Raw genomic sequence first — 11,547 nt, forward strand, 5'->3', positions numbered from 1 at the left:
TATATGAGCCGGGGCCCCGCGGTCTTACCGCCGCCCGGGTACGCGCCGCCGGGGGGGGGGGGGTCGTACGCCGCACGCCCGGGTCGGACGCCGCTCAGCCCCAGTTCTGGGGGGCGGGCTGGCGGGTGGTGGCGTTCAACCGGTTGAAGAAGTTGGTGGTGGCGAGCCAGAGCACCAGCGCGGCCAGTTCCTTCTCCTCGAAGTGCCGGGCGGCCTCGTCCCACACCTCGTCGGGCACGGGGTCGGCCCGGTCGGCGAGGCGGGTGGCGCACTCGGCGAGCGCGAGCGCGGCCCGCTCCGCGTCGGTGAAGTACGGCGTCTCCCGCCAGGCGGCCAGCGCGAACAGCCGCTCCTCGGTCTCCCCCGCCTTCCGGGCGTTGCGGGCGCCGGAATCGACGCACGCGCTGCACCCGTTGATCTGGCTGGCCCGCAGGTGGACCAGTTCCAGGGTGCTCCCGGGGACGCCGGCCGAGTGGGCCGCCTTGTAGAGCAGGTTGATCGCCTTCACCGTGTCGGGGAGCAGCGTCGCGGGGTTCTGCATACGGGCCTGCATGGACATCTCGCACGGTCCTTCCTGTTACGCTGCCGGCCTTCGCCGTCGCAGCGCTCCTGGTTCCTCACCCTGCTGTCGACAGCCGGAGGAGCGACGTGACAGATGTGACCCGGGCCACACCAGGACGGGACAACCGCCGGGGTGGCGATGCCGTGAGCGACACCGACCTGCTCGCCGAGCGCTTCGAGGAGCAGCGCCCCCGGCTGCGTTCCGTGGCCCAGCGGATGCTCGGCTCCCGGGCCGAGGCCGACGACGCGGTACAGGACACCTGGCTGCGGCTCAGCCGCGCCGACGCCGACGGCATCGACAACCTGCCGGGCTGGCTCACCACCACCGTCGGGCGGGTCTGCCTCGACCGGCTGGGATCCAGCGCCGCGCGGCACGAGCGGCCCGCCGACGTGGCCGCCGACGAGTCGACCACCTCCGGAGCCGGCGAGGTCGACCCCGAGCGGGAGGCGATGCTCACGGAGTCGGTCGGGCGCGCGCTGGACGTGGTGCTACGGACCCTCGGTCCCACCGAACGGCTGGTGTTCGTGCTGCACGACATGTTCGCGGTCTCCTTCGACGAACTCGCGCCCGTCGTCGACCGCAGCCCGGCCGCCGTACGGCAGATCGCCAGCCGGGCCCGCCGGCGCGTACAGGACGGGTCGCCGGCGCCGGAGGCCGACCGGGCCCGGCAGCGCGGGACCGTCGAGGCGTTCCTCGCCGCGTCCCGCGAGGGGCGCTTCGACGACCTGCTCACCCTGCTCGACCCGCACGTCGTCCTGCGCTCCGACGCCGCGGCCGTCCGGATCGGCGGGGCCGGCGAGGCGCGCGGCTCGGCCACGGTGGCCGCCTTCTTCTCGGGCAAGGCACAGGGGGCGCTGCCGGCGTTCGTCGACGGTGCGCCGGGAGCGGTGGTGGTCGTCGACGGCCTTACCCGCCTGGTGCTCAGCTTCGTGGTCACCGACCGGATCCTCGGCATCGAGGTGGTCGCCGACCCCGACGAGATCGCCGGCCTGGACCTGATCGTGGGCTGACGGCCCGCGCAGCCTGAGCCGCGCGTCAGGGCGCGATCGGCCCTGGTGCGGCTGCTGCGTACGATGCGGGGCCGGGCATCCCCTCGTCCCGCGGAGGTAACGGCAGATGGCAGGCCAGCACGAGGGGTACGCCCTCGGCGTCGACCTCGGCACGTCCCACACCGTCGCCGTGCTGCGCCGGCCCGACGGGCACACCCGCCCGCTGCTCGTGGACGGGCAGCCGATCATCCCCTCCGGCGTGTACGCCGACACCGACGGGCTGCTGCACGCCGGCCGCGACGCCCAGCGGCTGGCCCGCACCGATCCCGGCCGGTACGAGCCGAACCCGAAGCGGCGCATCGACGAGCCCGCGGTCATGTTGGGCGATCGCCGGTACCCGCCGGCCGAACTGCTGGCCGCGACGCTGCACGCGGTGGCCCGGGCCGCCGTCGAGGCGGTCGGGTTCCTGCCCCCGGCCGTGCTGACCTGCCCGGCGACCTGGGACGCCGCCCGCCGCCAGGTGCTGGCCGACGCCCTGGCGACGGCCGGTTGGCCGTCGGCGGCCGAGCACACGCTCTCCGGTCCGACGCCGCCCGGCACCCGGCTGCTGCGCGAGCCGGTGGCGGCCGCCCGCTACTACACGCAGGTGCTGCGCCGCCCGGTGCCGGTGGGTGGGACGATCGCGGTCTTCGACTTCGGCGCCGGGACGCTGGACGTCGCGGTGCTGCGCAACGAGGGCGCCGACCCGTGGGGCGACTCCGGGTTCACGGTCGTCACCGCGGGAGGCGCCGACGACCTCGGCGGCCTGGACCTGGACGTGGCCCTGCTGGGTCGGCTCGGCGAGCTGGTCGCCGAGGCGCACCCGGCACGGTGGGAGCGGCTGACCCGCCCGGAGTCCGCGACGCAGTGGCGGGAGCGGCACGAGCTCTGGGAGAACGTCCGGGGCGCGAAGGAGATGCTGTCGCGGGTCACGGCCGCGCCGGTGGCCGTACCGGGTGTGGAGGCGGCGGTCACGCTCACCCGCGCCGACCTGGAGCGGGTGGCGGCGCCGCTGCTGGGCCGGGCGGTGGCGGTGACCCGGGAGGTGGTCGGCGCGGCCGGCCTCGACCCGCAGCAGCTCTCCGGCCTTTTCCTGGTGGGTGGCGCCACCCGGATGCCGATGGTGGCCCGGCTGCTGCACGCCGAGCTGGGCGTCGCCCCGACCGTGCTGGAGCAGCCTGAGCTGCCGGTGGCCGAGGGGGCGCTGACCGACCTGCCCCTGCCCCGGCGGACCCGGTCCGCCGACGCCTTCGCCGCGCCCGCCGCCGCGCCGGCGCAACCCCCCGCGCCCGCCGTCCCGGCGCGACCGGCTAAAGCACCACAGCCCGATCCCGCCGCGCCGGCACCACAGGCCGCCGCATCGACACCGCCTGGTCCGACGGCGCAGCCCGGGCCCGCCGACGGGCCGCCGCACGGGCCGGCCGCGCCCCACCAGCCCGCCGCGCCGGCCGGGCGTGCCGGCGGCCAGGACGGCAACGCGCCGACCGTGCCCGCCGGCCCGGCCCCCACGCCGACCGCCGTCGCCGGACCGGAGGGCGTCACGCCGGCCCTGCCCGCCGGGCTGGCGCCGACCATGGTCGCCGGCCCGCCGACCGCCCCGACCGTGCCCGCCGCCCCGTCACCGGCCACCCCGTTCGCCCCGCCGGACGCAGGCCCGTCGTCGTTCGCGCAGCCGGACGCAGGCCCGTCAGCGTTCGCCCCGCCGGGCGCCGGCCCGTCGCCGGTCGCACCGCCGTGGGCGCCGGGGGCGCACCCGTCGTCGGGCGCACCGGCCAGAGGCGGGGCACCGTACGCACCGCCGGGGACTCCGGCCGCCGGCCCGGCCCCGGGCGTGCCGGCCGGAGGCGGGGCGCCCTACGCACCGCCGGGCGTACCCCTGGGCGGTCCCGCAGGGCCGTGGTCGGGCGTACCCGTCTCCGGAACGCCGGTGTCGCCGTCGCCCGGCGGCGGCCGGAGTGGGCCGGCGCTCCCCCGACGCCGGGCGCTCTGGATCTCGCTCGCCGCCGTTCTCGCGCTGGCCGGCGTGGCGACCGCGGCGGTGCTGTACCTGACCCGGGACCGCTACCCGGCACTGGAGTTCCGCACCGTCGACCAGCTGACCCGGGTGCCCGCCGGCACGCAGCGGCCCGCGGACATGTTCACCGCGGTCCTCGGCGACCGGGCGTACCTCGGGTATCCGCTCGACGACGGGCGGCTGGAGGTGGTGGCGGTCGACGCCGGCACCGGCGCGGTGAAGTGGCGCAGGCAGACGGCGGCGTCCTCCGAGCGGTGGAAGCGGATCGTCGCCCTGCCCGGCGCGGTCGCCGTCTTCGCCGACGCCATCGGCGACGACACCCCCCGCGACCTGCTGCTGCTCGACGGCGCCTCCGGCGAACAGCGGTGGCGCCGGCCGATCCTGGGCAACGACGACGTCCTCTTCGGCGACGGCGTCGCGGTGCAGGTGGACCGCGCCGGGAAGCGGCTCGTCGGGCTGCGCCTGGGCGACGGCCGCGAGGAGTGGACGCAGCCCAGCCCGCGCGACGAGTACGACAACACCCGCACCAGCGTCCACCCGGTCACCACGGACAAGGCGCTGGGCGGCCCGGCCTTCCTCGACGGCTCCCCGCGCGACCCCTGGCGGGGCGACGTCAGCCGGATCGTGCAGGTGGGCGCGGACCGGTCCGTACGGCTGATCGACATGGGCAGCGGCCGGGTGGTCCGCACCCGTGCCGGGGTGGCCGATTACGACGACCTGGTGGTGGCGCACGAGGACCGGCTCTACGTGGCCCGCGACGACGCCGGTTACCAGCTGCTCGCGTACGACCTGACGAGCAACGCCCAGCCGAAGGTGCTCTACACGGCCGAGGACGACAAGCGCCGGCCGGAGGCGCTGGTGCCCTGCGGCGAGCGGCGGGCGTGCCTGCTGGAGGTGACCGGCGGCGACGACGAGACCACCGAGGTCGTGGCGGCCACCGAGGAGAAGGTGAGCCGCTGGGACGCACCGCGGGCCACCCGGCTCGTGCCGCTCGGCGAGCACCTGCTCGCCCGGCGGACCTCCCCCGAGTCGGCCGGCACGCTGTTCGACCCCGACGGTCGCGCCGTGCTGTCCGAGCGCGGCGGGGTGGCGGTCCGGCTCGACGCGGGCAACCTGCTGCTCCTCGCCGACCCGCCCAGCTCGGTCGAGGACGACCGCAGCGTCGCCGGGGTGTCGGTGGGCTCGGGCGAGGTGGCCGAGCTGGGCCAGCTGGAGGACGTACGCAGCGACAGCTGCTCGTGGAACACCAGCGTGATCGCCTGCGGTGCCGGTAGGCAGAGCGGGGACGCCGGGGCGGAGTCCCCGTACGGCTTCGTGCTCTACCGGTTCGCCGAGTAGCCGATACCCGACAGCCATTCAGATCGATCTATATAGCCGATAGCCTCCTCTCAACGGCCAGGCTGCTCCGCTTCCGGTCACGAGCCGACGCGGGGCCGACAGGAGGAGGACCGGCAGATGACACTTCCCCGTACCCGGCGATGGCGGGCCCGCGCGGTGGGCGTACTCGCCGCCGCCACGGTCGTCGCCGCGATGGGCACCCCCGCGGCGGCGACCCCGGCCACCGGCGAGATCCTGCACGCCGACGCCGCGAGCGCGGTGACCGACGGATACGTCGTGGTGCTCAGGGACGACGCGGTCGGACGCGCCGGCGACCGGCGGGCCGCCGTGGCGGACGCCGCCGGCCGGCTGGCAGACCGCTACGGGGCCACCGTCGAGCGCGTCTACGGGCACGCGCTCAGCGGATTCGTGGCGCACCTGCCGGAGCGGGCCGCCCGCCGGCTCGCCGCCGACCCGGCCGTGGCGTACGTGGAACGGGACCGGGTGGTGACCCTCGTCGGGCCGGGCGTGCAGCTCAACCCGCCGTCGTGGGGGCTGGACCGGATCGACCAGCGCCACCTCCCGCTCGACGGCCGGTACGCCTACCCGAACACCGCGCACAACGTGCACGCGTACGTCATCGACACGGGCATCCGGAGCACGCACGGCGACTTCGGCGTCCGGGCCGGCGGCGGCGTCGACCTCGTCGACGGCGGCCCGGCGGACGACTGCAACGGCCACGGCACCCACCTCGCCGGCACCATCGGCGGCACCCTGCACGGGGTGGCCAAGGAGGTCCGGCTGCGGCCGGTGCGGGTGCTCAACTGCGCCGGCAGCGGCACCTTCTCCCAGGTGATCGCCGGGGTGGACTGGGTCACCGCGAACGCCGTGCGGCCGGCGGTGGCGCTCCTCGCGCTCGGCGGCGGCGCCAGCACGGCGCTGGACGCCGCGGTGAACCGGTCGATCGCGTCCGGGGTGACCTACGCCGTCACGGCGGGCAGCTCGAACGCCAACGCCTGCAACTACTCCCCGGCGCGGGTGGCGGCGGCGCTCACCGTGGCCGGCACCACCATCACCGATGCCCGGATGCCGAGCGGCAACCACGGCAGCTGCATCGACCTGTTCGCCCCCGGCGCCAACATCACCTCCACCTGGCACACCGGCGACGCGGCGGCGGTCACCATCAGCGGCGGCTCGATGGCCGCCGCACACGTCGCCGGCTGCGCCGCGCTCGCCCTCTCGGCCAACCCGACCTGGAGCCCCGCCCAGGTGGCGGCTCATCTGGTCGGCAGGGCGACGACCGGCGTGGTCACTGGCGTGGTCAGCGGCACGCCGAACCGTCTGCTCTACTGCGGCCCCTGAGCCCACGCGGGCGCCGGACGCCGGTGCCCGGCCGAGCTGCCGGGCACCGGATCCGGCGTACGTCCGAACTGCCGGGCACCCGTTCCCGGCGCGCTGTCCGCGCGGCCCGTCGCACCGGCGGGCCGCACGGTCCGCTCTCGGGGGTGACGCGGCCCGCTCTCGGGGGTGACGCCCGGATCGCGGCTCGACGATCGATGTTCGTCGACCCTTGTCCCCCGTGGGTCCGCCGACTACCGTTCAGTCGATGATCGATTACCTGGTCATCGGCGGGGGCATCGCGGGCGCCAGCGCCGGACACCATCTCGCCGCGTACGGGACCGTGGTGCTGCTGGAGATGGAGCAGGTTCCCGGCCACCACTCCACCGGCCGCTCGGCCGCGACGTACTCCGAGTACTACGGCGGACCGGCGGTGCGCGCCCTGACCCGGGCCAGCCGGGGCTTCCTCACCGCGCCGCCGCCGGGGTTCACCGAGCACCCGCTGCTCACCCCGCGCGGCGTCCTCACCCTCTGCCCGCCCGGCAGCGAGGACGCCTTCGAGGCGGCGCTGCGCGACGGGGCCGAGGTGGACCCGCCGGCCCGCGAGATCGACGTCGCCGACCTGCCCCGGCACTGCCCCGTCGTGCGGCCCGAGTGGTGCCGGCGGGCGATGGTGAAGCCGGCCGTACGGGACCTGGACGTCGCCGCGCTGCACCAGGGCTACCTGCGGGGCGTCCGGGCGGCCGGCGGCCGGGTCGTGTGCGGCGCGCGGGTGCGCCGGCTGCGGCGGGTCGGCGGCGGATGGCAGGTGACCACGGACGCCGGCGAGTTCACCGCCCGGGTCGTCGTCAACGCCGCGGGCGCCTGGGCCGACGAGGTCGCGGCGGCGGCCGACGTACGACCGCTGGGGTTGACGCCGCTGCGACGCACCGCCTTCCTGGTGGACGCGCCGGCCGGCGTCGCGGCGGCGGACTGGCCGATGGTCGGCGACGTCGACAGCAGCTTCTACTTCAAGCCGGAGTCGGGGCGCCTGCTGGTCTCCCCGTGCGACACCACTCCCGTGCCGCCGGGCGACGCCCGCCCCGACGACCTCGACGTGGCGATCGGCGCCGAGCGGGTGCAGGCGGCGACCACACTGGAGATCCGCCGCGTCCACCAGCCCTGGGCCGGGCTGCGGACCGCCGCCCCGGACGACGTGCCCGTGATCGGCCCGGCGACCGACGCGCCGGGCTTCCTCTGGATGGCCGGGCTCGGCGGCTACGGCGTACAGACCTCGCCCGCGGCAGGCGCCCTGCTCGCCGCGCTGGCGGTCGACGCCAGACCCCCCGTGGACCCCACCCCCCTCTCCCCCACCCGCCTCCCCTGACCCAACCACCCACCCGGCCCCGGCCACGCGCGTCGATCATGAGGTTGGCGGCAGCCGAGGAGATCGACTTCGCCGCCAACCTCATGATCAGCGGGGTTACGGGGGGCCCCGGGGGGGGAGGGGGAGGGGGTTAGAGGGAGCGGCGGCGGGGGAGCATCGTCAGCGCCGAGAGGGCGGCCGACAGCAGCGCTGCCAGCAGCATCACCTGGAAGACCGCCGGGTAGCCGGACACGCTGGCGACCAGGCCGGCCAGCGGTGCCCCGGCCACCAGGCCGATGTCCCAGAACGAGGTGAACGCACCGAGCGCCGCCCCCTGATGGGCCGGGTCCGTGCGGTTGATCACCAACAGGGCCAGCGCCGGGAAGAGCAGCGAGAGCCCGGCGCCGATCACCAGCCCGCCGAGGACCGCGACCAGCAGGTTCGGCGCGAGCGCGACGAGGAGCAGCCCCACCGCCTCCACCAGGGCCGACCCGACGGCCACCCGGCCGGCGCCGAGCTTGTCGGGCAGCCCACCCACGAAGAGCCGGACCCCCACGTAGGTGAAGCCGAACGCGTTGAGCGCGGCGATGCCGTTCTCGACGCCCCGCTCGGCCATGTGCAGGGCCACGAACGAGGCCAGCGCGGCGTAGCCGAACCCGGCCAGGGAGAGCGCGACGCCGGGCGCCACCGCACTGCGCGGCAGGATGCCGGCCCGGCCCGCCGGGCTCGCCTGCTGCGGCCCCGGCCGGGCGGCGACGAACGCGGCCCCGGCGGCCGCCGCCAGGACCGCGAACAGCCACACCGTGGCATAACCGGAGGTACGCAGCAGCACCGCGCCGAGCACGGTGCCCAGCGTGATGCCCAGCCACATGTGGATGCCGTACAGGCCGACGACGCGGCCCCGCCGGTCGGCCGGCGCCAGCGCCACCAGCCAGGCCGCGCCGGCGGTGTAGACGGCCGCCTCACCGATCCCGTGCAGGACCCGGACGCCGACCAGCACGCCGACGCTGCCGGCCACCAGGTAGGCCGCTCCGGCGGCGGCACACACCAGCGCCCCGCCCAGCATCACCGTCCGGTAACCGTGCCGGTCGCCGATCCGGCCGGCGATGGGTCGGGCGATCACGGCGGAGACCGCGATCGCGGCGATCACCACCCCCACCTCGACCCGGTTGCCGTCCAGCTCCTCGAGCACGTAGAACGGCAGCACGGCCAGGGACGCGCCCACGCCCAGAAGGCACAGGAAGATCGCGGCGAAGAGCGGCGCTATGGGCCGGTAGTACGAGAGTTTTCCGCCGGTCATGGCTATGCGATGACGCTCCTAGGCCGGTACGACGTGGAAGAAGTGGGTCGGCAGGTGCACGGCCAAGCCCTCGTGGATCTCGGCACAGACGGCAGAGCCATCGATGGATAGCGTACCGGGCGGCGGGGTATCGACGCGAATCGAGGACCGCCCGGCGTCCAGCAGGCGGGCCGCCATCGCGAAGTCCCCCACCACCGCCTCGCCCGGCGCCACCATCCGCGTACGGCTGATCTGGACGCCGTTGCGGGTCAGGTCCGCCAGCAGCGCGCCCCGGCCGAGCAGGTGGGTGTAGTAGTCCCGCGGGTTGACGATCATCGCGTGCGGGGTGGCCCCGGTCTGCTCGATCTCGTCGCAGGCGGCGAGCAGGCCGCTGAGCCAGTCGTGCCGGTACGGCAGCCGCCCGATCTCCGGGTGCCGCAGCAGGCCGCCCTCGCCGATGGTCAGCGCCTGGTTCTCGGCCGTGGCGAGGCGGACCAGCAGCCGGTAGTCGATGAAGGAGGCCAGCCCCTCCGGGTCGTCGGCGAGTTCCTCGGGGATGCGCACCCAGGCGCGGATCGGGTGCACGCCGGCGGAGGCGGTGCCGAACCGGAAGGCGGCCTCCCGGCGCAGGCCCGACTCGTGCACCACGGCGGCCTCGCCCGCGTCGGGCCGGCCCTCGCACCAGAACCGGACCGGCTCCATGCCGACCGGCCGCTTGCGGAACAGGTTGCGGACGGTCACCCGGGGGCGTTCCTTGGTCGGCTGGAAGGCGTCCGTGATGGTGTAGTCGAAGCGCACCTCGGCGCCGGCGGGATCGTCGGCGTACGCGCGGGCGAACAGCTCACCGGGCGACAGCGTCGACGACGCGGTCACGGGCGGCGCGGCGGTGGTGGTCATGAGTCCTCCCCGATGGAGATGGCGTGCCGGATCAGCCGCTGGTAGAAGGGCTGGTGGTGGTCGTGGTACGACCGCAGGGTGTCGTTGTTGGCGACGGTCACCTCGAAGGACTTCTCGACCGGCGAGAAGCCCGAGGTGCGTTCGACGTCGAGGTGCCACTTGCGGGTGCGCCGCCACTCGGCGCGCTCCCCCGGCGCCCAGTTCAGCGCCTCCGGCCGGTACGGCAGCCCCACGGTGGCGCACCAGGCCGACACCGTCTCGCCGGGGTGCCGCAGCAGGTCCTCGGCCCGGATCACCACCGGCGGCCGGCGCGCGGTGCGGCTGACCAGGTCGAACAGCTCCCACTGGTGCTCGTAGCCGATCTCCGGGCAGGTGACCGTCGGCTTGATCGCGTAGTGCGAACTGATCGTGCGGGCCGGTTCCCGGACGATGAAGGTGTGCGTGACGTCCGCGATCGCCCCGGGATCGGCGAACAGGTGCTCGTAGCGGTATTCGAGCGTGTCCTTGACGAAGACCGTCCGGTCCCGGCCCAGCTCCGTCAGGTGCGCGACGACCTCGGCCACGTCGGTCACGGTGACGGTGCCGCCGTCGGCGGCGGGCAGCTCGACGTGCCCCTCGTCGACGAGGGTGACCAGGGGCTCGTGGACGACCGTGACGTCGCCGCGGGCGATCATCATGCGCAGGAACGCGGTGGAGAGCGCCCGGGGGTGCGCCCACATGGCGATCACCGGCATGCGGGCCTCCCGTACCGCGTCGCCCGGCGCTGCGCCGCGCTCACTGCGACCACGACGTGGGCTTGCGGTCCCACCGGTGCGCGCGCAGCGTGTCCAGCAGTCCGGCGTCCAGCGGCTCGCCGTCGCTGACGGCCAGGTTGGCGCGGACGTGCTCGACGCGGCGCATGCCGGGGATCACCGTGCTCACCGCCGGGTGGTGCAGGATGAACCGCAGCGCCAGCTCCGGCATGGTCATCCCCGCCGGCACGTCGGCGGCCAGCCGCTCGGCGCGCTCCACGCTGGGCAGCAGGTTCTCCGGCCCGAAGTACGTGCTACGCCAGTCCTCCTCCGGCCAGGTGCTGTCGGCGGTCAGCGTGCCGGTCAGCGTCCCCTCGTCGAACGGGACCCGGGCGATGATCGCGATGTCGTCGCGCTGGGCGCGCGGGAACAACTCGTCCTCCGGCGCCTGGTCGAAGATGTTGTAGATGACCTGCACGACGTCGATCAGGCCGGTGTCGAGGGCGGCGTGGCAGTTCGTCGGCTCCCACCGGTTGACGCTGATCCCGACACCCTCGACCACGCCCTCCCGCTTGAGGTCCGCGACGGCCTCCTGCCAGCGGCCGTCGGCGGCCCACCGGTCCTCCCAGACGTGGAACTGGAGCAGGTCGATCCGGTCCACGCCGAGGTTCTCGAGGCTGCGGTAAGTGAACTCGCGGATGTGCTCGGCCGGGAAGACGTCGTCCAGGCTGTCCTGGGGGCCGGGCGGCCACTCGCGGTTCTTCGGCGGGATCTTGGTGGCCAGGTACAGCCGGCGGTCCGGGTGCCGGCGCACCAGGCCGCCGAGGAGCTGCTCACTGACGCCCCGCCCGTAGACCCAGGCGGTGTCGAAGAAGTTGCAGCCCCGTTCCACCGCCTCGTCCAGGCAGGCCGGTGCGGTGTCGTAGTCCCAGCCGGTGAAGCCGCCGGGTCCACCGCCGATGCCCCACATCCCGTACCCGACCTCGCTGACCTGCCAGCCGAGCCGACCCATCCTGCGGTATCGCATTCCACTCCC

The 11,547-nt window shown here is 75.3% G+C and carries 9 protein-coding genes; 4 read left to right on the forward strand and 5 right to left on the reverse strand.

All coding sequences use genetic code 11. From position 1 onward, the window contains the following. Window positions 1–94 precede the first annotated feature (94 nt). The gene (locus ACLQ22_RS23045) at window positions 95–553 is read right to left on the reverse strand and encodes a carboxymuconolactone decarboxylase family protein (protein ID WP_121400081.1); all 459 of its coding nucleotides are present in this window, start codon (window positions 551–553) and stop codon (window positions 95–97) included. A 152-nt stretch (window positions 554–705) separates the two neighbouring features. On the opposite strand from ACLQ22_RS23045, the gene ACLQ22_RS23050 reads away from it, so the two are divergent. From ACLQ22_RS23050 to ACLQ22_RS23065, 4 genes are all read left to right on the forward strand, one after another. Continuing rightward, complete coding sequence (locus ACLQ22_RS23050; protein ID WP_425694150.1) at window positions 706–1,572, forward strand: sigma-70 family RNA polymerase sigma factor; 867 nt, start codon at window positions 706–708, stop codon at window positions 1,570–1,572. Between the two features lie 106 nt (window positions 1,573–1,678). Further along, window positions 1,679–4,942: an Hsp70 family protein gene (locus tag ACLQ22_RS23055; RefSeq protein ID WP_425694151.1), complete on the forward strand. Its 3,264-nt coding sequence runs from the start codon at window positions 1,679–1,681 to the stop codon at window positions 4,940–4,942. A 117-nt stretch (window positions 4,943–5,059) separates the two neighbouring features. Next, on the forward strand, window positions 5,060–6,283 hold the full coding sequence (locus ACLQ22_RS23060; protein ID WP_425694152.1) for a S8 family peptidase: 1,224 nt from the start codon (window positions 5,060–5,062) through the stop codon (window positions 6,281–6,283). Window positions 6,284–6,527: 244 nt separating this feature from the next. Next, window positions 6,528–7,625 carry an NAD(P)/FAD-dependent oxidoreductase gene (locus tag ACLQ22_RS23065; protein ID WP_425694153.1) on the forward strand — a complete coding sequence of 366 codons (1,098 nt, stop codon included), beginning with the start codon at window positions 6,528–6,530 and terminating at the stop codon, window positions 7,623–7,625. A 130-nt stretch (window positions 7,626–7,755) separates the two neighbouring features. Here the strand turns inward: ACLQ22_RS23065 and ACLQ22_RS23070 are convergent, their stop codons facing one another. The 4 genes from ACLQ22_RS23070 to ACLQ22_RS23085 are packed head-to-tail and all read right to left on the reverse strand — an operon-like array spanning window position 7,756 to window position 11,538. Beyond that, window positions 7,756–8,904 carry an MFS transporter gene (locus ACLQ22_RS23070; RefSeq protein ID WP_425694154.1) on the reverse strand — a complete coding sequence of 383 codons (1,149 nt, stop codon included), beginning with the start codon at window positions 8,902–8,904 and terminating at the stop codon, window positions 7,756–7,758. 18 nt (window positions 8,905–8,922) lie between these two features. Continuing rightward, window positions 8,923–9,780, reverse strand: coding sequence for a family 3 encapsulin nanocompartment shell protein (locus tag ACLQ22_RS23075; RefSeq protein WP_425694155.1), 858 nt, complete (start codon window positions 9,778–9,780; stop codon window positions 8,923–8,925). Next, on the reverse strand, window positions 9,777–10,514 hold the full coding sequence (locus ACLQ22_RS23080; RefSeq protein WP_425694156.1) for a hypothetical protein: 738 nt from the start codon (window positions 10,512–10,514) through the stop codon (window positions 9,777–9,779). The genes ACLQ22_RS23075 and ACLQ22_RS23080 overlap by 4 nt, the downstream gene beginning before the upstream one ends. 40 nt (window positions 10,515–10,554) lie before the next feature. Then, window positions 10,555–11,538, reverse strand: a complete 984-nt coding sequence (locus ACLQ22_RS23085) for an aldo/keto reductase (protein WP_425694157.1) — start codon at window positions 11,536–11,538, stop codon at window positions 10,555–10,557. Between the last annotated feature and the right edge of the window lie 9 nt (window positions 11,539–11,547).

It is taken from the genome of Micromonospora sp. DT178 (assembly GCF_049841695.1).
In the GTDB taxonomy this organism is placed as follows: Bacteria; Actinomycetota; Actinomycetes; order Mycobacteriales; family Micromonosporaceae; genus Micromonospora.

Bases quoted from the DNA above. Each gene is read 5' to 3' on its own strand.
- ACLQ22_RS23045 (WP_121400081.1), bottom strand. From the start codon at position 553: ATGCAGGCCCGTATGCAGAACCCCGCGACGCTGCTCCCCGACACGGTG.
- ACLQ22_RS23055 (WP_425694151.1), top strand. From the start codon at position 1,679: ATGGCAGGCCAGCACGAGGGGTACGCCCTCGGCGTCGACCTCGGCACG.
- ACLQ22_RS23085 (WP_425694157.1), bottom strand. From the start codon at position 11,538: ATGCGATACCGCAGGATGGGTCGGCTCGGCTGGCAGGTCAGCGAGGTC.
- ACLQ22_RS23070 (WP_425694154.1), bottom strand. From the start codon at position 8,904: ATGACCGGCGGAAAACTCTCGTACTACCGGCCCATAGCGCCGCTCTTC.
- ACLQ22_RS23060 (WP_425694152.1), top strand. From the start codon at position 5,060: ATGACACTTCCCCGTACCCGGCGATGGCGGGCCCGCGCGGTGGGCGTA.
- ACLQ22_RS23065 (WP_425694153.1), top strand. From the start codon at position 6,528: ATGATCGATTACCTGGTCATCGGCGGGGGCATCGCGGGCGCCAGCGCC.
- ACLQ22_RS23080 (WP_425694156.1), bottom strand. From the start codon at position 10,514: ATGCCGGTGATCGCCATGTGGGCGCACCCCCGGGCGCTCTCCACCGCG.
- ACLQ22_RS23075 (WP_425694155.1), bottom strand. From the start codon at position 9,780: ATGACCACCACCGCCGCGCCGCCCGTGACCGCGTCGTCGACGCTGTCG.